Annotated in this window: 20 protein-coding genes; 5 read left to right on the plus strand and 15 right to left on the minus strand. The window is 65.2% G+C overall.

Features of this window, described 5'->3' with window-relative positions; all coding sequences use genetic code 11:
* Window positions 1–20: 20 nt before the first annotated feature.
* The 4 genes from ACVILL_RS35235 to psrA all read right to left on the minus strand — a co-directional run bounded on the left by ACVILL_RS35235 (window position 21) and on the right by psrA (window position 5,307).
* Entirely contained in the window at window positions 21–1,337 is a 1,317-nt protein-coding gene (locus ACVILL_RS35235; RefSeq protein WP_456733251.1) for an MFS transporter, read from the minus strand.
* 83 nt (window positions 1,338–1,420) lie between these two features.
* The gene (gene phnY, locus ACVILL_RS35240) at window positions 1,421–2,869 is read right to left on the minus strand and encodes a phosphonoacetaldehyde dehydrogenase (protein ID WP_456733252.1); all 1,449 of its coding nucleotides are present in this window, start codon (window positions 2,867–2,869) and stop codon (window positions 1,421–1,423) included.
* A 22-nt stretch (window positions 2,870–2,891) separates the two neighbouring features.
* A complete protein-coding gene (gene phnA, locus ACVILL_RS35245; RefSeq protein ID WP_456733253.1) occupies window positions 2,892–4,148 on the minus strand; it encodes a phosphonoacetate hydrolase in 1,257 nt (418 codons plus the stop codon).
* Window positions 4,149–4,176: 28 nt separating this feature from the next.
* Window positions 4,177–5,307 (minus strand): iron-containing alcohol dehydrogenase PsrA, encoded by a 1,131-nt coding sequence (gene psrA, locus ACVILL_RS35250; RefSeq protein WP_456733254.1) that lies wholly within the window; start codon window positions 5,305–5,307, stop codon window positions 4,177–4,179.
* An 80-nt stretch (window positions 5,308–5,387) separates the two neighbouring features.
* Between psrA and ACVILL_RS35255 the strand changes: the two genes are divergently transcribed.
* Window positions 5,388–6,296: a LysR substrate-binding domain-containing protein gene (locus ACVILL_RS35255; RefSeq protein ID WP_456733255.1), complete on the plus strand. Its 909-nt coding sequence runs from the start codon at window positions 5,388–5,390 to the stop codon at window positions 6,294–6,296.
* Here the strand turns inward: ACVILL_RS35255 and ACVILL_RS35260 are convergent.
* The 4 genes from ACVILL_RS35260 to ACVILL_RS35275 are packed head-to-tail and all read right to left on the minus strand — an operon-like array spanning window position 6,265 to window position 8,892.
* Complete coding sequence (locus ACVILL_RS35260; RefSeq protein WP_456733256.1) at window positions 6,265–7,431, minus strand: MFS transporter; 1,167 nt, start codon at window positions 7,429–7,431, stop codon at window positions 6,265–6,267. The genes ACVILL_RS35255 and ACVILL_RS35260 overlap by 32 nt on opposite strands.
* Complete coding sequence (arsC, locus tag ACVILL_RS35265) at window positions 7,428–7,850, minus strand: arsenate reductase (glutaredoxin) (RefSeq protein ID WP_456733257.1); 423 nt, start codon at window positions 7,848–7,850, stop codon at window positions 7,428–7,430. Before arsC ends, ACVILL_RS35260 begins: the two co-directional genes overlap by 4 nt.
* A complete protein-coding gene (locus tag ACVILL_RS35270) occupies window positions 7,847–8,533 on the minus strand; it encodes an aquaporin (protein ID WP_456733258.1) in 687 nt (228 codons plus the stop codon). The genes arsC and ACVILL_RS35270 overlap by 4 nt, the downstream gene beginning before the upstream one ends.
* Window positions 8,533–8,892, minus strand: coding sequence for an ArsR/SmtB family transcription factor (locus ACVILL_RS35275; RefSeq protein WP_456733259.1), 360 nt, complete (start codon window positions 8,890–8,892; stop codon window positions 8,533–8,535). Before ACVILL_RS35275 ends, ACVILL_RS35270 begins: the two co-directional genes overlap by 1 nt.
* 49 nt (window positions 8,893–8,941) lie before the next feature.
* On the opposite strand from ACVILL_RS35275, the gene ACVILL_RS35280 reads away from it, so the two are divergent.
* Window positions 8,942–9,469 (plus strand): DUF6428 family protein, encoded by a 528-nt coding sequence (locus tag ACVILL_RS35280; protein ID WP_456733260.1) that lies wholly within the window; start codon window positions 8,942–8,944, stop codon window positions 9,467–9,469.
* A gap of 3 nt (window positions 9,470–9,472) precedes the next feature.
* Here ACVILL_RS35280 and ACVILL_RS35285 read toward each other — a convergent pair whose 3' ends face one another.
* The 4 genes from ACVILL_RS35285 to mgtE all read right to left on the minus strand — a co-directional run bounded on the left by ACVILL_RS35285 (window position 9,473) and on the right by mgtE (window position 12,448).
* Window positions 9,473–9,844: a cupin domain-containing protein gene (locus ACVILL_RS35285; protein ID WP_076858128.1), complete on the minus strand. Its 372-nt coding sequence runs from the start codon at window positions 9,842–9,844 to the stop codon at window positions 9,473–9,475.
* Window positions 9,845–9,927: 83 nt separating this feature from the next.
* A complete protein-coding gene (locus ACVILL_RS35290; RefSeq protein WP_456733261.1) occupies window positions 9,928–10,137 on the minus strand; it encodes a hypothetical protein in 210 nt (69 codons plus the stop codon).
* 480 nt (window positions 10,138–10,617) lie between these two features.
* On the minus strand, window positions 10,618–10,932 hold the full coding sequence (locus ACVILL_RS35295; RefSeq protein WP_456733262.1) for a helix-turn-helix domain-containing protein: 315 nt from the start codon (window positions 10,930–10,932) through the stop codon (window positions 10,618–10,620).
* Between the two features lie 94 nt (window positions 10,933–11,026).
* Window positions 11,027–12,448 carry a magnesium transporter gene (gene mgtE / locus ACVILL_RS35300; protein WP_456733263.1) on the minus strand — a complete coding sequence of 474 codons (1,422 nt, stop codon included), beginning with the start codon at window positions 12,446–12,448 and terminating at the stop codon, window positions 11,027–11,029.
* Between the two features lie 84 nt (window positions 12,449–12,532).
* Here mgtE and ACVILL_RS35305 point away from each other — a divergent pair, with 84 nt between their 5' ends.
* Both ACVILL_RS35305 and ACVILL_RS35310 read left to right on the plus strand, forming a co-directional pair.
* On the plus strand, window positions 12,533–13,366 hold the full coding sequence (locus ACVILL_RS35305; protein WP_456733264.1) for a polysaccharide deacetylase family protein: 834 nt from the start codon (window positions 12,533–12,535) through the stop codon (window positions 13,364–13,366).
* Window positions 13,367–13,462: 96 nt separating this feature from the next.
* On the plus strand, window positions 13,463–14,815 hold the full coding sequence (locus tag ACVILL_RS35310) for a polysaccharide deacetylase family protein (RefSeq protein WP_456733265.1): 1,353 nt from the start codon (window positions 13,463–13,465) through the stop codon (window positions 14,813–14,815).
* A gap of 6 nt (window positions 14,816–14,821) precedes the next feature.
* On the opposite strand, the gene ACVILL_RS35315 is transcribed toward ACVILL_RS35310, so the two are convergent.
* The 3 genes from ACVILL_RS35315 to ACVILL_RS35325 form a co-directional block, all read right to left on the minus strand.
* Window positions 14,822–15,196, minus strand: coding sequence for a hypothetical protein (locus ACVILL_RS35315; RefSeq protein ID WP_456733266.1), 375 nt, complete (start codon window positions 15,194–15,196; stop codon window positions 14,822–14,824).
* 220 nt (window positions 15,197–15,416) lie between these two features.
* Window positions 15,417–16,319 (minus strand): N-acetyltransferase family protein, encoded by a 903-nt coding sequence (locus ACVILL_RS35320; protein WP_456733267.1) that lies wholly within the window; start codon window positions 16,317–16,319, stop codon window positions 15,417–15,419.
* Window positions 16,320–16,349: 30 nt separating this feature from the next.
* The gene (locus tag ACVILL_RS35325; RefSeq protein WP_456733268.1) at window positions 16,350–17,552 is read right to left on the minus strand and encodes an acyl-CoA dehydrogenase family protein; all 1,203 of its coding nucleotides are present in this window, start codon (window positions 17,550–17,552) and stop codon (window positions 16,350–16,352) included.
* A 100-nt stretch (window positions 17,553–17,652) separates the two neighbouring features.
* On the opposite strand from ACVILL_RS35325, the gene ACVILL_RS35330 reads away from it, so the two are divergent.
* Window positions 17,653–19,218: a winged helix-turn-helix domain-containing tetratricopeptide repeat protein gene (locus tag ACVILL_RS35330; protein ID WP_456733269.1), complete on the plus strand. Its 1,566-nt coding sequence runs from the start codon at window positions 17,653–17,655 to the stop codon at window positions 19,216–19,218.
* The last annotated feature ends 44 nt before the right edge of the window (window positions 19,219–19,262 follow it).

Raw genomic sequence — 19,262 nt, forward strand, 5'->3', positions numbered from 1 at the left:
GCAGTGATTTCGACCGCTGGTCAGCGGCGGATGAACGCTGCCACCACCGCGCTCGACGTCGCGCAGACCGCGACCACCAGGAACACAAGCGACGTCTGGTTATGCTTGTCCATGAAGTGGCCGATCATCGGCTCGCCGAGACCGGCGAACAGATAGGCGAAGAAGTTCATCACGCCGGTTGCAGTCCCTGCCCGCTTGTGCCCGACCAGATCCGGGCACAATGCCCAGAACGAGGATTGCGGGCCGTAGGTGAAGAAGCCGCACAGGAACAGTACCGTCATGCCGAGATAGACGTCGGTAGTCGGGATCGCATACATGCAGAGCGCGGTGACCGCGGCGAGCACCATGTAGAGCACGATCGCGAGGTAGCGGCGTGAGCCGAACACCTTGTCCGAGATCCAGCCATTACTGAACGCACCCACCGCCATGCCGACCGGCAGCGCGATGCTGATCCAGCGCGGATCGACCACCGAGCTCGCGCCCGCCTTGGCCCAGTTGCTGCCGAGGAAGTGCACAGGGACCCACACCAGCAAGCCATAGCGCGCCGCGTTCTGGAAGCCGATCGAGACGCCGGCGACCAGCAGCCGCCAGTTCGACAGCACCGCCTTGTAGCGCGCCAGCGAGCCCTCATTGGCGCTGACCGCGGCGTCCGTTACCGCGACGTCGTCGGCCTCGTCATGCGGCGAGGCAAAGCCCATGTCCTCGGGTTTCTCGCGCGCGATCAGATAGAATGCGATGCCGCCGAGCAGCAGCAGCACCACCGGGATGCGGAAGATCCAGCGCCAGTCGAGCTGGAAATAGCCGACCACGACCAGCGAGGTGACGAACGACAGCACCGAGGCGAGCCCGGCCGCGAACGTATAGAGCCCGTAGACCGTGCCGCGCTCGTGCCGGCCCCACCAGTTCGACAGCAGCCGGCTGCCCGGCGCCCATCCCATCGACTGGAAATAGCCGTTGATGCCCCAGAACGCGGTCAGGCTGACGATCCCGGTCGAAAGGCTGGTCGCCCAGTTCATGATGAAGGAGAGGATCGCGCCCGCGCTCATCACGCGGCGGCCGCCGAACTTGTCGCCGAGATTGCCGTTGATGGCCTGCCCGACCGCGTAGCACCACAGCAGCGCCGCGCTGGCCCAGCCCAGAGCCTCCTTGGTGACGCCGAACTCGGCCTGGATGCCGGGAATCGCGAAGCCGAAGGTTTGCCGCCCGGTGTAGAAGAACAGATAGCAGAACATCGCCGCGAACAGCATCCGCCACTGCGCGCGGCGGAACGATGTCGCAAGCTCCGGATTCTGCACTCCGACCGAGCCGACGCTCGACGGACTGAACGTGATCGACATTGAGGCCTCCCCTTTGTTTGATTGATTCTGCCGGCCGCCGCGATGTTGTTGTTCTGCGCGTGCGGCCCCTCGTCGGCGCTGCTCTAGACCGGCCAGGGCAGCGAGTAGGTCTTGACGTTGGTGAAGCTCTTGATCGCCTCCTGCACGCCTTCCTTGTAGCCGAGGCCGGAATCCTTGATCCCGCCGAACGGCGACATCTCGATCCGGTAGCCCGGCACTTCCCACACATTCACGGTGCCGACATCGAGCTCGTTGACGAACCGGGTGATGTAGTCGAGCCGGTTGGTGCAGACGCCGGACGACAGACCGAATGCGGTCGAATTCGAAATCCGGATCACGCTGTCGATGTCGTTGGGCACGCGGACGATCGGGATGACCGGCCCGAAGGTCTCCTGCATCACGAGCTCGCTGGTGTAGGGAATCCGGTCGACCACCGTCGGCGGATACAGCGCGCCCTCGCGACCGTTGCCGTGCAGGAGCTCGGCGCCGTCGGCGACGGCGGCATTGACGCGGCGCTCGAACTCCTTCGCCGCGCCCTCATGGATGACGGTGCCGACGTCGACCGTCGGGTCCATCGGATCGCCGCACTTCAGCTTGCGCGCCTTCTTCAGCACCAGATCAGCGAAATCGTCGGCCACCGCTTCGACGCAGAGGATGCGCTTGACCGCCGTGCAGCGCTGGCCGGAGTTCTTGGTGGCGCCGGTGACCGCAAGCTCCGCCGCCTTCTCGAGATCGGCGTCCTCCATCACGATCAGGGGGTCGTTGCCGCCGAGCTCGAGCACCAGGCGCTTGTAGCCAGCCTTGGCGGCGATGTGCTTGCCGACCCTGACCGACCCCGTGAAGGTGACGAGATCGGCCTCCGGATCGGTGATCATCGCATCGCCCATCGAATGCGGATTGCCCGTGACTACCGACAGCATTTCGGGCGGCAGCCCGGCTTCATACAGCACATCGGCGAGCGCGAGCGCGGTCAGCGGCGTCAGCTCGGTCGGCTTCAGCACCACGCGGTTGTTGCTCGCGATCGCGGGCGCGATCTTGTGGCTCACCATGTTGAGCGGATGATTGAACGGCGTGATCGCCGAGATCGCGCCAAGCAGCGGCGTGCGCGTCGTGAAGATCTTGCGCGCCTTGCCCTGCGGGCTGATGTCGCAGGAGAAGGTCTCCCCGTCGTCCTTGATCGCGAGCTGGCCGGCAAAGGAATAGACGTCGTAGGCGCGGCCGGCCTCGTAGAGCGAGTCCTTCCAGCACAGCCCGGACTCGGCGGTGATCAGCCGCGCGAATTCCTCCTTGCGGCCGGCGAGGATCTCCGCAGTGCGCAGCAGGATGCGCTGGCGCTCGTAGCGGGTCAGCTTCGGCTTGAACGCAGCCGCCTTGGCGAACGCGCTGCGCACATGCTCCGGCCGTGCCGCCGGCACCGTACCCACCACCTTGTTGGTGTAGGGATTGAAGACCTCGACATGCTCGTCGGTGTCGACGAGGCTGCCTGCGATCCGCATCTGCTCGTGGCGAACGGCGGGACTCTGGATGTTCATGGCAATGTCCTTAACCAGCGCGTTACTGGATGCGATTGAGCGCGACGTCGAAGGCGTCGAAATTGCGCAGGGCGCGACCGGCGGGCAGCGCGATCCTGCGGTTGGCGATCAGCGGCACCCGCTCCTCGGTCAGCCCGCCATGCGAGCGCAGCGGCTCGGTCAGGCCCGACAGATCGTGACGCGACTCGCTGGTGCCGAGCACCTTGTGCCTGGTCGAGATCACGACGATGTCGCCGATCCGGTCCGGCGGCAGCTCGAACCTGGCGCAGGCCTCGTTGCGCGTCAGCGCCACCTCGATGCCTCCGGTCGCACGCAGCCGCGACAGCAGCGCGTCGACGTCGGCGCCCTCCGGCGTGTAGATGGTCGCGAACGAGCCGAGCGAGCCGTGATGGGCAACATAGGGATCGGTGATCGGCAGGATCACGCGTGCGGCGCCCGTACCCGTCCAGTCGTCCATGACGTCCTGGAGGTAGATCACGTCGGGCTTGCCGTCAGGCAAGAACTTGTCGTTCATGCCGTGGTCGGCGGTCGCCACGATGTTGCAACCGAGCGCATCGAGCTTCGCAAGATAATCGTCGATCATCGCGTAGAAGTCGTTGGCGATCTTGGTGCCGAGCCCGACCTTGTGCTGGATGTAGTCGGTGGTCGACAGGTACATCAGATCGGGACGGTGCCGTTCGACCAGCTTGACGCCGGCCGCGAACACGAAGCGCGACAGATCGGCTGAGTAGACCTCGGGCAGCGGCAGGCCGACGAAGTCGAGCACATTGTCGATGCCGTTGGCGGCCTTGGTGGCCTGGTCGGCCTTCTCCGACGAGAAGGCGATGGCGCGGCCGCTGGAATAGTCCAGACCGTACGCAAGCAAGGTACGCAGCTTGTCCTTGGCGGTGACGGCGGCAACCTTGTAGCCGGCGTCATGGACCCCAGCGAGGATGGTCGGTGCGCGCAAGAATTTCGGATCGTTCATCATGACTTCGGCGTTGTTTGCCGTGTCATAGAAGTAGTTGCCGGCAATGCCGTGCACCGCGGGCGGCCGCCCGGTGATGATCGAAAGGTTGTTCGGATTGGTGAAGCTCGGGATCACACTGGCGGCATGGACATGCGCGCCCTCATTCATGAAGCGCGCGAAGGTCGGCGCGACGCCGGCCTCGATCGCCTGCTCGATATAGCCGGGCTCCGATCCGTCCAGGCAGATCACGACGGTCGGCCGCGTCGGCGCGGCGTAATCGCGCCCGTTGACGGTGATGGTCTTGCGATTGTCTTGGTCGTTCTCTTGCATGATGTCTCTCCTTGTCACCGCGCCGCCGTCACGCGCTCACCGCGCTCGGCATGCGCTGGGTCTGCGAAGCCTCGATCAGCCGCTCCTTCGACCCCAGGAAGTTGCGGCCGCGCTCGCCTTCGAGCGAATCCGCGATCAGCGCGTGCCATTCGGCGCGCTCGATCCTGTAGGCGGCCGGATTGCAGGCGATGCCGAGCCGCGCCATGAAGTCTTCGAGATCATCGGCCGCGCGCGCCAGGTCGGCGCCAAAGATCTGCCCGAGGCTGTCCTCGCAGAGCCCGCCCGCCCCCTTCACGCTGCGCAACACCATCGGCAGCGAGAACGAGCAGGCAATGCCGTGCTGCACGCCGTGCCGCAGCGTGATCGGATAGGACAGCGAATGTGCGATCGCGGTCTTGGTGTTGGAGAATGCCAGTCCGGCGAACAGCGCCGCCTGCGCCATGCGGCTGCGCAGCTCGAGATTGCCGAGATCGCTCGCAAGCTGCGGCAGCACGTCGAGGATGCTGCGCGCCGCTGCAATCGCGTGGTTGGCGGACACCGGGTTGTTGTTGACGTTCCAGATGCTCTCCAGCGCATGCGACAGCGCATCGAGCCCGGTGCTGATGGTGAGCAGCCGCGGCTTGCCGAGCATCAGGCGCGGATCGATCACCGCATGGGTCGGATAGAGTGACGGCCGCGCCAGCGAGTATTTCTTGCCGTTGGCCTCGTCCCACACCGTGCCCCAGCATGTCACCTCGCTGCCGGTACCGGCGGTGGTGGGCACCGCGATGATCGGGATCGCCGCGAGGCGCTCGGCGCCCTGCTGGGTCTCCAGATAGGTTTGGACGGTCGCGAAGTCGCCGCCGGCCGCCGCGAACACCTTTGCGGAGTCGATCACCGAGCCGCCGCCGAGCGCGACGATCACCTCGGGCTGCTTTGCGAGCCCGGCAAAGCGCGCGGTCTGCTCGGTGAGCAGCCGGTAGTCCGGATTGGGCGCGACGTCGCGGATGGTCAGGACGGACGGACCCGCGGCAGCGCGCAGCCGCCGCTCCAGTTCGGCAAAGACCGGCTCGCCATAGGTCACGAGCGCATAGGCGCGCTTGCCGATAAGCGCCGGCAGCTTTTCGAAGCTGTCGGCTCCGAATTCGATTCTCACCGGGTTGGAATAAGTCCAGGCCATCCACGCGTCCTCCGTTTGACGCGAAGGTACGGCGTCGGCTGCTATTGACAAATTCATTCTAAGGATGCGTTCTATTGATTATGTCAATAGTTTTCAGCCAGCTGCGCGCCTTCCACGCGGTCGCCGCCCATGGCGGCTTCACCGCGGCGTCGCGCGTGCTCAATGTCGGACAGCCGACGCTGACCATCCAGGTCAAGGAGCTGGAGGAGACCTACGGCGTCGAGCTGCTGATCCGGAAGCCCAGGCACACCGAGCTGACCGAAGCCGGCGCCGCGCTGTTCGAGATCACCCGCGGCATCATGACATTCTGCGACGAGGCGCACGAGCTGTTGGCCGCGCACGGCAAGGCCACCAAGGGCCATCTGCGGGTGGCGACGGTGGGGCCGTTTCATGCCACCGAGATCATTGCCGCCTTCAAGCGCGATCATCCCCAGGTGCAGATCTCGACCCTGCTCGGCAATTCCGAACGCACCTTCCGTCACATCGTCGACTTCGAGGCCGACGTCGCGATCCTGGCGGAGGTGCCGGAAGATCCGCGCGTCACCATGATCCCCTACCGCACCCATCGCGTGATCGTGTTCGTCAACCGCGATCATCCCTGGTTCAAGCGCAAGTCGGTCAGGCTGCGCGAGCTGGCTGACCAGCCGATCGTGCTGCGCGAGCGCGGCTCGACCACGCGGCGCGCCTTCGAGGCGACGATGCAGGCCGAGGGCATCCGGATCGAGCCGGTATTCGAGATCGAAAGCCGCGAGGGCGTCTGGAAGGCGGTGGAGCGCGGGCTCGGCATCAGCGTCGTCGCCGATTTCGAATTCGTGCCGCACCCGAACCTGCGCGCGCTCGAGATCAGCGACTGCACCATCAAGACCCAGTACAGCATCGCCCATCACAGCGGCCGCGGCCACTCCCCGATCATCAAGGCGTTCATCGAGACGGTTCGGCGGATGAAGGGCCGTGATGCTACTGCACGGGGGTCTTCGGGTCGGCCCTGAGTGCAAGCAGCGCAAAAAGCGCGGCCAGACTGAGTGCCGACGTGACCGCGAGCGTATAGCCGCCGAGCGGTGAAATCAGGAATCCGAATACCAAGGGCGCGATGGCTTGAGACAGCCGCGACGGTGCGCCGAGCAGTCCCAGGCGATAGCCGAAATCCTTTGGACCGAATATCGCCAGCGGCAGCGTGCCGCGCGCAATCGTCAGGATGCCGTTTCCCGCTCCGTGCAACAGCGCGAAGATGCCGGCGAAGCTACCGCCAAACAGGCCGATGATGCAGGCGCCAAGAGGGTGCGTGATGCAGGCCAATCGCGCCGACCATAGCGGATGGAAACGCTTCAGCAGGCTCGCCTCGACAATTCGCGCCGCCACCTGTGCCGGGCCGATCAGAGCGCCGGCGGCGATCGCCTGCGTTTGCGTCGCACCGAGCGCCTCCAGGATTCGCGGCAAATGAACCGCCATCGCCGACGTGACGCTCCAGGCGGCCGCGAAGGCAAAGGCGAGCAACACCATCGCGCGGTCGATCGGAATATGCGGCTTCGGCGCGTCAGCCGTGATCCGGTGCTCGCGCTTCAGCTTGGGGATTAGCAAGCCGTTGAGCGGCAGGCAGATCAGAATATGCGCGGCGGCCCAGCCGAAGCAGGTCCAGCGCCAACCGATGGTTGACAGTCCCCACGCACTGAGCGGCCAGCCGATCGTGCTGGCAAACCCGGCGATCAAGGTAATGCCGGTGATGGAGCGCCGGGCGGCGTCGCCATAGATGCGCCCGAGTGCCGCAAAGGCAGCATCATAAAGGCCAAGGCCCATGCCGGCGCCGAGCAATAGCCAGCTCACCGCCATCAGGCCGCCCCCCTGCGCAAGCCCGAGCAGGATCAGACCCGACGCCAGAATGAGATTGGACGCGCACAGCACCTCGCGCCCGCCCATTCGGTCGATCTGGCGGCCGACGCGTGGGCCGAGCAATCCGGAAATCACCAGCGCCATCGAAAAAGCGGCGAACAGCCAGTTCGTCGATATGCCGAGGTCCCGCGCAATCGGGTCCGCGAGAATGGCGGGCAGATAATAGCTCGACGCCCAGGCAAGGGTTTGCGTGGTGCCGAGCGCGACGATCAGGGCGTTGTCAGCACGGCGGCTCATTCAGCGCGCGAACCCGCCGTCCGGGGCGAAATCACTTCGCCGTCTTCCTTGACGAATGGGCCGATGTCGGTGGCAAGCAGGTCAAGCACAGCCTCGGACGGCCGGCACAGTTTGACGCCCTTTGGCGAGACCACGATCGGCCGGTTGATCAGGATCGGATGCGCCATCATGAAATCGATCAGCTCGTCGTCGCTCCATTTCGGGTTGGCAAGGTCGAGCGCCGCATAAGGCGTGCCCTTCTCGCGGAGCAACGCGCGCGGCGCGATGCCCATGGCAGCGATCAGCGAGACAAGCGTGTCACGCGAGGGAGGATTCTTGAGATATTCAACGATCTCGGGCTCCTCCCCGCTCTGGCGGATCATCGCCAGAGTGTTACGCGAGGTCCCGCAACCGGGATTGTGATAGATCGTGATCGTCATCGGATCGCCTCCTTTGTGGTTTCCGCGCCCCGCAGCAGCCAGGTCATGAATGCCAATGCGACAATGGCTCCCAAAATTTCGGCGACGATGAATCCCGGCAGATCCTGCGCGCGGATGCCGGAAAACGTGTCGGTGAATGATCGCGCGATGGCGACCGCCGGATTGGCGAAAGATGTCGATGCGGTGAACCAGTACGCGGCCGTGATGTAGAGCCCGACCAGCCACGGAATCGCAGCCTCACGAAACCGGAGGCCGCCGATGATCGTTGCGACCAGTCCGAACGCGGCAACGAATTCCGCAAACCACTGCGGCAGTCCGGTCCTTGCCTTTGCGGAGAACTCCAGAAGCGGCAAGCCAAACATCGCATGCGCAACCATTGCACCCAGGATTCCCCCAACCACCTGCGCTGCGATGTACTGCGCGGCATGCGGCGGTCGGAGTTCGCCGTTGAGCGTGAATACCAGCGTGACCGCCGGATTGAAATGCGCGCCGGAAATGGGTCCGATGATCGTGATCAGGACGACCAGAATGGCGCCGGTCGGCAGCGTGTTGCCAAGCAGCGCCAGCGCCACGTCCTTGGTCAAGGTCTCGGCCATGATGCCGGAGCCGACGACAGTCGCCACCAGAAGCAGCGTACCAAAACCCTCGGCCACAAGGCGCCTCGGCAGATCGAAGCCGCGCATCAGGCACGCACCTTCTTCTTGGCCGCAGAGGGCCTGCACTGTGCATCGGCGAGCGCCGGCGCACAGATTTCCGGGTGGCCCGCGCAGCAATCCTTCATCAGGAAGGCGATGAGATCACTCAGGCCGGTGAAATCCGCCGAGTAGATGATCGAACGCGCTTCGCGACGCGGCACGACCATGCGCGCGTGCTCGAGGTCCTTCAGATGGAAGGACACGTTGGACGGCGAGACTTCAACCGCCTCGGCGATCGCCCCCGCTGCCATTCCATCGGGACCGGCCTGTACCAGCAACCGCACAATGCGCAGCCGCGTCTCCTGAGACAGCGCGCCGAAGGCGGTTCGGGCTTGACGCTCGTCCATCTTTCGATAATCCTACAATTCAATAATCATTGAAATAAGGATAGCAGCCGTGAACACGCTTGCCAATACCCGTTCGCTCGTCGGCGCCCTGCTCCCGGTGGAAGAACTGTCGTCCGCAGCGCTCCTTTCCAGCCTTGAGGCGCACAAGGAGAAGCCGCTGATCTTCAGCTACGAAGGCCGGGACGTCCGCCCCAGCTACCACGTGACCGAAGTCAAAACCGGTTCATTCAGAGGGCTCGATTGCGGCGCAAACCCCGAGAGCTGGAGCGAGACCTTCATTCAGCTCTGGGACATCGAGGAGGAAAACCGCGGCCACATGCCTGCAGGCAAATTCCTCGCAATCATCCGTAAGGTCGAGGAGGCGGTCGGCTTCGATCGGCAGGCCAGGCTGACCTTCGAGGTGAGCGACGGCGTACGGCCGATGCAAATCTATCGTGCGGAGCGCATGGATGCCGGCGACGCCGCGATCCGGGTCTACCTCTCGGCGCGTCCGTCGAGTTGCAAGCCGCGCGACCGCTGGCTGCAGGAACAGCAATCCTGCTGCGCGCCGAAAGCCAAGCAGCCCTGCTGCGGCTGATTGCTACTGAACGACTTCGGTCAAAGGCTTGCCCTTGTCGACCACGAAGACGTTGATCAGCTTCAGCGTCTTGTCGCCGCCGATCTTGAAGCCCGCATGCGGCACGCCGCGCTGGTTGATCACGCCGGCGCCGGTGGGCAATTCTCTTTGCGAACCATCCGGCAGCAGCAAGGTCGCCCCCTGAATGACGTAGACGATCTCTTCGCCATGATGCGTGTGGCGCGGGAGACTTTCCCCCGGCGGGACCTCAAGATAGACCTCGATGGCTTCCATGTTGGTCCCGGCCACGTCGGCGCGCTTCAATTCCTTGCGGACGATCTCAGCGTGAGCTGTGGTGGCGGAAGCGAGCAAAAGCAGTACGGCAATACGCAGCATGGCAATGTCCTCCGATTTAAAATGTCACCGCGGGCCGGCGCGCCAAAAAACGATAACCGGCCAGCCTCACGCCGCGGTCGCAGCTAAGCGTCCTCATCGAAGCGAGCCAAGGCTGCCTCGATGAGCTCGATCTCCTCGCGGAGGATGTCATTCACGACCGACGGTTTGAAACCGGGGACGCTGTATGCTCGAACACCGTCCAACAGCCGTTGGCGATGGTCCCTGAGTTCTTCCAGCCTGTGACGGTCCTTCAGCGACACATAGCCGGCAATGATCTGCTCGATGGCATTCATGGGAAAAATCCACGCTTGGAAATAAAAAATTACTGCAATGGTCCGATTAAAGCGGCCGAACCGCCTTCCTGGCAAGCCCTATGGTGCTGTCCCGGGAGCGCCAAGGCTGCGGCCGGCTCTCCCAGCGCCCTCTGTTCAAGAGAGGGCGGAACGAAAACTCTGACGATTCATGTCGCGAGAAGGCGAAGCTGCGCCCCACCCACATCTGCCATCGCCCGGTCGAGCCGGGCGATGACGCCGGAGTTGGGGAGGCAGTGATGGCGCGTCGTATCGTGCGAGAACCATCCCCATCGTCGTCCCGGCGAAAGCCAGGACCCATTACCCCAAATGTCGGTTGTCGAGCGACGCTGGGGCCGCCGTCCCGCTCATCAGCAACTGCGGTGGTTATGGGTCCTGGCTTTCGCCAGGACGACGGCAGCGGATACAGCGTGAAAGCTTGATCCATCGGTGGACAGTGCCGGCGAAGACCGCCGTATCAGCTCACGCCGCCGTCGGCTCGCTCGACAGCGCGGCAAACACCGTCTCCGGCGAATGGGCGATCACCGCGAGCAGCGCGCGGGCGGGTCCGCGCGGCGCGCGCTTGCCCTGCTCCCAGTTGCGGATGGTTTCCACGGGCACGCCGAGCTTGGCGGCGAATTCGAGCTGGGTGAGTTGGGCGCGGCGGCGCAGATCGCGCACGGCCGGCTGCGTGGCCGGAGGCGCCAGCGCCGCCGGATGCGCGGGCACGAGCGGGATTTCCTGCCCGTCGCGCAATTCGACGATCCGTCCGTCCGCCTTGAGCCGCAAGCGCTGCATGATGGCCCCCATCGACTCCCCTTTGGAGATGGCAGCATCATCCGCCAACCCCGTTAAGGCGCGATTAACGATAAACCGGCGCGCAGGTGTGGGGCTACTTCAGCCCAAACCACAGCGTGGCGATACCAAGGAACGAGAAGAAGCCGACCACGTCGGTGACGGTCGTCACGAAGGTGCCCGAGGCAACCGCGGGATCGGCCCGCACCCGCTCCAGCACCATCGGGATCAGGATGCCGCCGAGCGCGCCGGCGACCAGATTGCAGATGATCGCAAGCCCGATCACGATGCCGAGGCCGGGGATCTTGAACCAGGCCACCGCGGCGATACCGGTGATGATGGCAAAGGCGATGCCGTTGACGAGCCCGACCATGGTCTCGCGCAGCACCACCCGCATCGCGTTGAACGCGCCGAGCTCGCGGGTGGCGAGCGCGCGGACTGCGACCGTCATGGTCTGGGTCGCGGCATTGCCGCCCTGGCTCGCCACGATCGGCGCCAGCACCGCGAGCGCCACCATCTTCTCGAGCTGGCCCTCGAACAGGCCGAGCACCGACGAGGCCAGGAACGCAGTCGCGAGATTGACCAGGAGCCAGTTGAAGCGGCCGCGGGCGATGGTCCAGACCGTGTCGGACAGCTCTTCGGGATGGGTGACGCCGCCCAGCGCCTTGAGATCCTCGTCGGCCTCCTCCTCGATCACGTCGACGACGTCGTCGATGGTGATCACGCCGACCAGCCGGTCGATGGTGTCGACCACGGGAGCTGCGACCAGGTTGTACTTGCCGAACATCCGCGCGACCTGTTCCTGGTCCTCCAGCGCGGAGACCCGGCGGCGGTCCTCGTTGATCAGATCCATGATCGGAACCAGGCGGCGCGTACGCAGCAGCACGTCGAGCGGCACCGCGCCCAGCAAGTGCCTGTCGGCGTCGACCACGTAGATCTCGTAGAATCGGTCCGGCAGATCGGGCGTGTCGCGCATGTAGTCGATCGCCTGCCCGACATTCCAGTCCGGCGTCACCGCGATGAACTCGGTCTGCATCCGCCGGCCGGCGGAATTCTCCGGATACAGCAGGCTGCGCTCGATGTCCTCGCGCTCGGCGGCCGGCAGCTTCTCGAGGATCTCGTCCTGGTCCTCCTCGTCGAGGCTTTCCAACAGTTCGACGGCGTCGTCGGATTCGAGCTCGCGGACGCCCTCCGCCACCGTCTCCGGCTCGAGTTCCTCGAGGATCTCCTCGCGGACCGTCTCGTCGACCTCATTGAGCGCCGAGAAGTCGAAATCCGCGCCGGTGATCTCGACCAGGGTGACGCGGTCATCCGGCTCCAGCGCCGCGATCAGGTCGCCGAGATCGGCCTCGTGCAGTTCCGCCACCACCTCGCACAGCAGCGGCCGGTCGGCGGCGTGGATGGCGCGGGTGATGCCAGCGACGAATTCGGGGCGGAGCTGGCCCTCCTCATCCCGCATCGGCATCCGGGCAAGCGGGTCCGCCTGGGCAGGTTCGGCAACGTCGAAATTCTCGGCCATGCCGTGATTCGCCGGTTTCACAGAAGGGGAAAAACTGGTTGGATGAGTGCGGAACGGATTACCTAATCGGCGGGGGCCAGTGCAATGAGAAATATGTCGAGCGCGCCGCGACCGATCCTGCGCGTCGTCGCGACGCTGATCTCGATCGCGCCGCTTGCTGCGCTCGCGCCTCTTGCGCTGATCGGCTCGGCGCAGGCCGCCGAGTGTCCGCGCAAGGACGCGCTCGGCACATCGCGTGTGCTCGAGGTCGATCCCGCGACCTATCCGCGCGTCGGGCTCAAGAGCTTTCCGCAAACCCTGCCGCTACGGGATGGCGAGTTCGTGCTGACCTTCGACGACGGGCCGACGCCCGGCGTTACCGACAAGGTGCTGACGGCGCTCGCGACCGAATGCGTGCAGGCCACCTTCTTCATGGTCGGCCGCAACGCGGCGGACCATCCCGACATGGTCCGCAAGATCGCGCGCCTCGGTCACACCATCGGCTATCACAGCTGGGACCACGCGCATCTCAACAAGGTCCCGACGGATCAGGCCGAGGCCAACATCAATCTGGGGATCGAAGCGGTCCAGAAGGCCTTGCGGGGAACCGTGAGCACAATCCCGAGCACGCCCTTCTTCCGGTTCCCTTATTTCGAGTCGACGCCCACCCTGCTGGGCCATCTGGAAAAGCGCGGTATCGCGGTGTTCGGAGCCGATTTCTGGGCCAGCGATTGGAACAAGATGACGCCTGAGGAGGAACTCAAGCTGCTCACCGGACGGCTCGAAGGCCACCGCAAGGGAATTATCCTGCTGCATGACCCGCAAATGCGAACAGCCGAGATGCTGCCGGCCTTTTTAAGGTATATGCAGGAGCATAATTTCCGCGTCGTTCACATCGTCCCGGCGGCGATGAAGACCATGTCCGACCGGACAAATTGAACCCGGCGTCCTGGCTGGACTACAGACTGTTAAGGCGGCGTTCATGGCGCCGCACCTAAGGATTCGCCAGTGCGTTTGGACTGCAGCCGAGATTCGATGATTGCAAACGTCCTGGTGATGATCCGGAAGCGGTCGCGGACCGTGGTCGGCGCGGCGCTGCTGGGCTGCTGCTCCATGACGCCGCACGCAGCCCTCGCCGCCGATTGCCCTAACCCCAATGCGCTCGGCACCTCGCGGACCCTCGTCGTCGATCCCAGGGAGCATCCGCGGATCGGCACCATGCAGTATCCGGAGACCTTGCCCCTCGCCGACCACGAGGTGGTGCTGACCTTCGACGACGGGCCGCTGCCGAAATACAGCAACCAGGTGCTGGCCATCCTCGCCAGCCAGTGCGTCAAGGCGACCTTCTTCACCATCGGCTCGCAGGCCCGGTTCAATCCGGAGGGCGTGCGCAAGCTGGTCGCGGCCGGGCATACCGTCGGCACGCACAGCCAGAACCATCCGCTGACGATGAACAAGATGCCGCTCGAGAAGGTGCAAAAGGAGGTCGACGACGGCATCGCCTCGACGCTCGCAGCCCTCAACGGCGACAAGAGCAAGCTGGCGCCGTTCTTCCGGATTCCCGGCCTGATGCGCGCCGAGATCCCTGAAGCCTATCTGGCGTCGCAGGGCATCCAGGTCTGGAGCGCCGACTTCCCGGCCGACGACTGGCGCCACATCTCGCCGCAGCGGGTCTACGATCTCGCGATCCAGCGCATCGAGGCCAGGCACAAGGGCATCCTGCTGCTGCACGACATCCAACCGCGCACCGTCGCGGCGTTGCCGCGCATCCTCAACACGCTGAAGGAGCGCGGCTATCGCATCGTCCATGTGGTGCCCGCGACGCCGGATCGCCCGGCGACGCCGACCCAGCCGCAGCAATGGTTCCTGCACCCGCCGACCGAGACGGTGGCGATCTCGCGCTGGCCGAAAATTCCGAGCTTCGTCTACACCGCAACGCGGACATTACCGGCGCCTGTCTTTGCCGACATGGACTGGCGCGATGCCGACATCGTCGACCACGCGCAACGCGCGCGCGTCGGCGCGCCCGTCCGCACGCTGTGGCCGCAGCCGCAGCTCATGCAGCTCGCATCCGTCCCAATATTGCCTGTTCCGGCGGCCGACGTGTTTCGCATGCCCGAAGCGCTGGACCTGACCCTGATCGCCGCCCGCTCGGCGGCCAATCGCCGCCTCGCACAGCGGGCGATCGGTGCCGGCGCGCCGCGGGTGCAGGCGATCTCCGCGCGCCAGGCCAGGCATCCGAAGCAGGCCGCGCATCAGGTGCCGGCCGCAACTCACGGCCGAGGCCCGCATGCCATGCCGCCCAATGCGAGCAATGCTACGGTCCACGTCGCCAAACGCACCCCTCGCGCCGAAGCCTCGGCAGCAAGCAAGCGCGTGCCGGATTGAGGCGATCTAGCTCGTCACGATCTTGGCGACGCAGAGCAGGATCACCAGCGCCAGGAAGAAGATGTCGATATAGGATTTGATCTCGCCGGCATGCCTGAGCTCGGTGACGTCGGCGACGATCTGCTTGCGCGAGGCAGCTGCATTGGGCCCCTCGCCGGCCGCAGCCGCGAGCCGCCGCGCCTCACCTTCCAGGCGCTCGATGCGCTGGAAGAAATAGAACGAGCGCAGCCCGGACACGGCATGCATCGCCGCATAGACCAGGATCAGGATCGCGACCGTCGCGCGCTGCTCGTATTTCTCCAGAAGGTTCAGCGTGAAATAGACCAGCCCCAGGAAGACGAAATTGGAAACGGCACGGTAGACGTAGCTGGCAAGGATCATCAGGCGCTCCGGTGGGGCAGGCTTGCGGCCGCGCGACCGGGAGAAGCAGCGGCCTCCGGACGGCAGTTCCGAACCGGCAGGGCGATGCCTCCCGCGAAACTACGCGAGCCGTGTTACAGGATCGCAGCGTCCGGCACCTCCACTTCAACAATTTGCCTGGATTGGCAACAGGCAATGTGCATCACGAAGGAGGCCCACCCTGCGCCTCAACCGGTTGCGATCACATGAAGCCCGGATTGCGCGGCAGGTACTGGGCCCAGTTGCCGAATTCCCGCGACGACATCAGCAGCATCGGAAACCTGATCCGCATGCCGTGCGCCATCGCGACGTTGAGCGCCGCCTCGGCTGCGCCAGGCAGGAACGCCGAGACCTGCGACGAGCCGCTCTCGGCCGCAACGTGCAGCGCGGTTCGCAAGGCGGGAGCGACGGCGGCGGGCTCCATGACCGCGAGCGGTCCGATATGTCCGCCGGCGTCCACATAGGCGTAACCGACCCAATCGATTCCGTCATGGAGATTGAACCCTCTCGCCCCGCCCTCATTGATCAGATAGCGATGGTGCTTCTCGCGCGAGGCGCCAAGGACGCGCTGGTCCGCCTGCGCGAGGCGGCGCAGGGTTGAAGCATCATCTTTGATCGGCGTGACGTCGTATCGCGATCCGCGCAAATTGCCGATCAATTGCTCGCGCGATACGCTGACGCTGTAGATCGGAAATCGCGGCAGCAGTCCGTGGCGGATGTAGAGCCCCTGCGAGACCGTGTTGAAGCTGAAGGTGATGAGCACCCTGTTGGAGGCGCCCGATATCTCGGCGTGATCGAGCGTCCGCTTGATCAGCTCGTTGCCGACGCTCCGCCCCTGCTGATCGGGTGATACGAACAGCTGCGCCAGGAACCACATGTCGTCGCAGACCCAACTCCAGGCGAAGCCGAGCATCCGCTCGCCCTCCTCCGCGACCCAGAGACCGCGGGCATCGTCCTGCAAGGAAAATAGCTGAAATTTGGGAGGCGAGCGGACGGCCATGGGCCCGAAGCCATGCCGCTGTGTGAGATCGTTGATGCTGGCAACGACGAGGCTGTCGGCAACTTCCAGATCCCGCGCACGCGCTGGCCGGCAGATCACAGACATCGGACAACTCCCTTGGACGGTCGCGTTACGTCAGAATCTCGCGCCGGGTTCGAGCCCGAGTGCGAGCCGGCCGGCGATGACGTAGTTGTTCGGACTCATCGCGACATGCTTCGCCGCGGCGCGGACATCGCGGACCGCACGCTCCAGCGCGCAGGTCTCGAAGATCGCGGCCGCGCCGGCGCTTGCGGCCAGCATGTCGGTGACGGATATCGCAGTCTCCGCCGCATGTGCGTTGGCGATCCGAATGTCGGCGCGTGCCTGCACCAGCAGTTGGCCGCCGACATCGGTGGCGGCCATCAATCCGCTCATGGCGTCGACCAGGAAGGCGCGGGCCGCGCGAAGCATCGCCCTCGTCCGCCCGACCATCGCCTGAACGGTCTCGCGATCACGCAGCAGCGCCCGGGTGCCCGGACGGCCCTTCCCGCAGGCAAGCTCCGCGAACGAGGCAATGGCGCCGGACGCGATGCCGAGCGGCATCCCGCAGATGCTCCACGCGAACACCGACGAAGGCGGCATGCGGTAGAGCAGTCCCGGTTGGGTCGGCTGCAATCCGAGAAACCGATGGACGTGAGCGGCCGGCACGAAAACGTCCCGCACCTCGAAATCGCAACTGCCGGTGCCGCGCAGTCCGGACACATGCCAGTTGTCGATGATGGTCACATCTGCCCGGTCGAGATAGCAGCACAGCAGCGGAGACGCCGGATCGTCGGGCCTGACGCTCGCCAGCGCCATAAAGCGCGTGGCGTGATGCGCGCCGCTGCCGAACGGCCAACGCCCGGAAACGCGATAGCCGCCTGCGACGACGGTCGCCGTGCCGACCGCACCGGTCGCGCTTGCGACAAAGGCGTGCGGGTCGGCATACCACTCACGCGCGACGGCCTCGTCGAGATAGCCCCCGATCCGGCTCATGCCGGCGCCGTTGCCAACCAGCCAGCCGACCGAGCCGTCGAGCGCCGAGGCGGCTTCGACGACGCGCATGAAGTCGAACGGAGACAGCTCGGGCCCGCCGAGCGCTTGCGGCAGCCACAGGCGGAACAGACCCGCATCGGCCATCGCCGCAAAAACCGCATCCGGCAATCGCCGGCCACCGTCGAATTCGTCGCGCTGTTCGGCGACCAGCGGGGCCAGCGCCTCGACGGTCTCGAGCAGCTGGCAAAGCCGGTTCGGCGCATCGGAGATTACCGCCGGAGCCCTCGGATCGTTCGTCTCCGCCGCATGGTATGGATCGCGCATCGGGCAGTCCTCCGGTTTGTCAGCCCGCAGCATGTTCGCCGGCCTCCCGGAGGTCCTGAATCCGTTCCGAAAAAGTTGCGAAAAATGTAGTCTGCGGGCCATGGCGACGATCCACGAATTCGGTCCCTACCGCCTCGACGCAAAGGCCGAGATGCTGTTTCGAGCGTCCGAGCCGGTCGCGCTCGGACGGCGCGCGGTGTTGCTGCTTCGGCTGCTCGTCGAGCGAGCCGGAGCGCCGGTGTCCAAGGACGCGTTGGTGGAAGCGGCCTGGCCCGGACTTGCGATCGAGGAGAGCAATCTGACGGTGCAGATCGCCGCGCTGCGGCGGGCATTCGCCGACACCGACGGCGGCGCGAGCTGGATCGAGACGCTGCCGCGCCGCGGCTATCGCTATGTCGGCCCGCCGGTTGCGACCTTATCCGAGTCGGGCTCGCCCGCATCACCCGCGCCGGCGATGTCCGACAAGCCGTCGCTCGCGGTGCTTCCGCTGTCGAATCTGAGCGGCGATCCCGCGCAGGATTATTTCTCCGACGGGATCACGGGAGACATCATCGCCGAACTGTCGCGGTTCAAGTCATTGTTCGTCGTCGCCCGTCACTCCAGTTTCGCCTACCGCGGCAAGACGGCCGAAATCAAACGCGTCGGCCGCGAGCTAGGCGTCCGCTACGTTGCCGAAGGCAGTGTGCGCACGATCGGGAGCCGCGTGCGGGTGACGATCCAGCTGCTCGATGCCGCGAGCGGCTACAATCTCTGGACCGAGCGCTACGACCGCGACCTCGAGGACATCTTCGCGCTGCAGGACGAGATTGTCCGGGCGATCGTTGCGGCCCTGCCGGGCCGTCTGGAGGACGCCGGTCGCGAGATCGCCAGGCGCAAGCCGACCTCCAGCATTACCGCCTACGATCTGGTGCTGCTCGGAAACGAGCGCTGGCGTCAGCTGACCGCGAAGGCCATGGCGCAGGCCAGGGACTATTTTCGAAGCGCCGTCGCGCTCGACCCGCAATATGCCCGCGCCCACGTCAACATCGCCTGGACCATCGTGTGTGACGTGTTTCTCGAATCGCCTACCACTGCGACGTTGGACGAGGCGCTGCACGAGATCGAGACCGCGCTCGATATCGAGGACGGCGACGCCTGGACTCATGGCGTCTTCGCCCAGCTGCTGTTTCTGCGGCAGGATGACGCGAAGGCTGAAATCCATTTCAGCCGCGCGCTGGCGCTCAATCCGAACGATGCCGATGTCGCCGCCGTCTTCGCCAACATCCTGGTCTACTGGGGACGCTGGCGCGAGGCGCTGATTTGGATCGGCACAGCCAAGCGGCTCAATCCCTTTCCGCCCAATTTGTACCATTGGTATCACGCGCTCGCCCTTTATTCGGGGCGCGAATACGAACTGGCGGTCAAAGCGGTGATGGAGGCGCGATCGTTTGACAGGTGGTCGCATGGCCTGCTCGCGGCCTGCTATGCGCAGATGGGGCGGCTCGGCGAGGCGCAGTCCGAGGCTGACGCGTTCGTCAGCCAGCGACGCCGCGAACTCGACGCGAATGGCGAGGCCGTGCCCGCGAAGACCCTCGACCTCGCCCGGGTCAGGGCCGAACGATATCGCGATCCCGCGGACCGCGAGCACTTCCTCGATGGATTGCGCAAGGCGGGTCTGACCGTTTGACGGCGCGCAGCCGTTCGCTCCTGATCAAGCCAAGTTCGACAATG

Source organism: Bradyrhizobium sp. USDA 3364 (assembly GCF_054056355.1).

Excerpts from the sequence above, each read along its gene's own strand:
- ACVILL_RS35275 (WP_456733259.1), bottom strand. The coding sequence starts at position 8,892 with ATGGACGAGCGTCAAGCCCGAACCGCCTTCGGCGCGCTGTCTCAGGAG.
- arsC (WP_456733257.1), bottom strand. The coding sequence starts at position 7,850 with ATGACGATCACGATCTATCACAATCCCGGTTGCGGGACCTCGCGTAAC.
- ACVILL_RS35330 (WP_456733269.1), top strand. The coding sequence starts at position 17,653 with ATGGCGACGATCCACGAATTCGGTCCCTACCGCCTCGACGCAAAGGCC.
- ACVILL_RS35235 (WP_456733251.1), bottom strand. The coding sequence starts at position 1,337 with ATGTCGATCACGTTCAGTCCGTCGAGCGTCGGCTCGGTCGGAGTGCAG.
- ACVILL_RS35305 (WP_456733264.1), top strand. The coding sequence starts at position 12,533 with ATGAGAAATATGTCGAGCGCGCCGCGACCGATCCTGCGCGTCGTCGCG.
- phnA (WP_456733253.1), bottom strand. The coding sequence starts at position 4,148 with ATGCAAGAGAACGACCAAGACAATCGCAAGACCATCACCGTCAACGGG.
- mgtE (WP_456733263.1), bottom strand. The coding sequence starts at position 12,448 with ATGGCCGAGAATTTCGACGTTGCCGAACCTGCCCAGGCGGACCCGCTT.
- ACVILL_RS35290 (WP_456733261.1), bottom strand. The coding sequence starts at position 10,137 with ATGAATGCCATCGAGCAGATCATTGCCGGCTATGTGTCGCTGAAGGAC.
- ACVILL_RS35325 (WP_456733268.1), bottom strand. The coding sequence starts at position 17,552 with ATGCGCGATCCATACCATGCGGCGGAGACGAACGATCCGAGGGCTCCG.
- ACVILL_RS35310 (WP_456733265.1), top strand. The coding sequence starts at position 13,463 with ATGATTGCAAACGTCCTGGTGATGATCCGGAAGCGGTCGCGGACCGTG.
- ACVILL_RS35270 (WP_456733258.1), bottom strand. The coding sequence starts at position 8,533 with ATGCGCGGCTTCGATCTGCCGAGGCGCCTTGTGGCCGAGGGTTTTGGT.
- psrA (WP_456733254.1), bottom strand. The coding sequence starts at position 5,307 with ATGGCCTGGACTTATTCCAACCCGGTGAGAATCGAATTCGGAGCCGAC.
- ACVILL_RS35260 (WP_456733256.1), bottom strand. The coding sequence starts at position 7,431 with ATGAGCCGCCGTGCTGACAACGCCCTGATCGTCGCGCTCGGCACCACG.
- phnY (WP_456733252.1), bottom strand. The coding sequence starts at position 2,869 with ATGAACATCCAGAGTCCCGCCGTTCGCCACGAGCAGATGCGGATCGCA.
- ACVILL_RS35255 (WP_456733255.1), top strand. The coding sequence starts at position 5,388 with ATGTCAATAGTTTTCAGCCAGCTGCGCGCCTTCCACGCGGTCGCCGCC.
- ACVILL_RS35285 (WP_076858128.1), bottom strand. The coding sequence starts at position 9,844 with ATGCTGCGTATTGCCGTACTGCTTTTGCTCGCTTCCGCCACCACAGCT.
- ACVILL_RS35320 (WP_456733267.1), bottom strand. The coding sequence starts at position 16,319 with ATGTCTGTGATCTGCCGGCCAGCGCGTGCGCGGGATCTGGAAGTTGCC.
- ACVILL_RS35315 (WP_456733266.1), bottom strand. The coding sequence starts at position 15,196 with ATGATCCTTGCCAGCTACGTCTACCGTGCCGTTTCCAATTTCGTCTTC.
- ACVILL_RS35295 (WP_456733262.1), bottom strand. The coding sequence starts at position 10,932 with ATGCAGCGCTTGCGGCTCAAGGCGGACGGACGGATCGTCGAATTGCGC.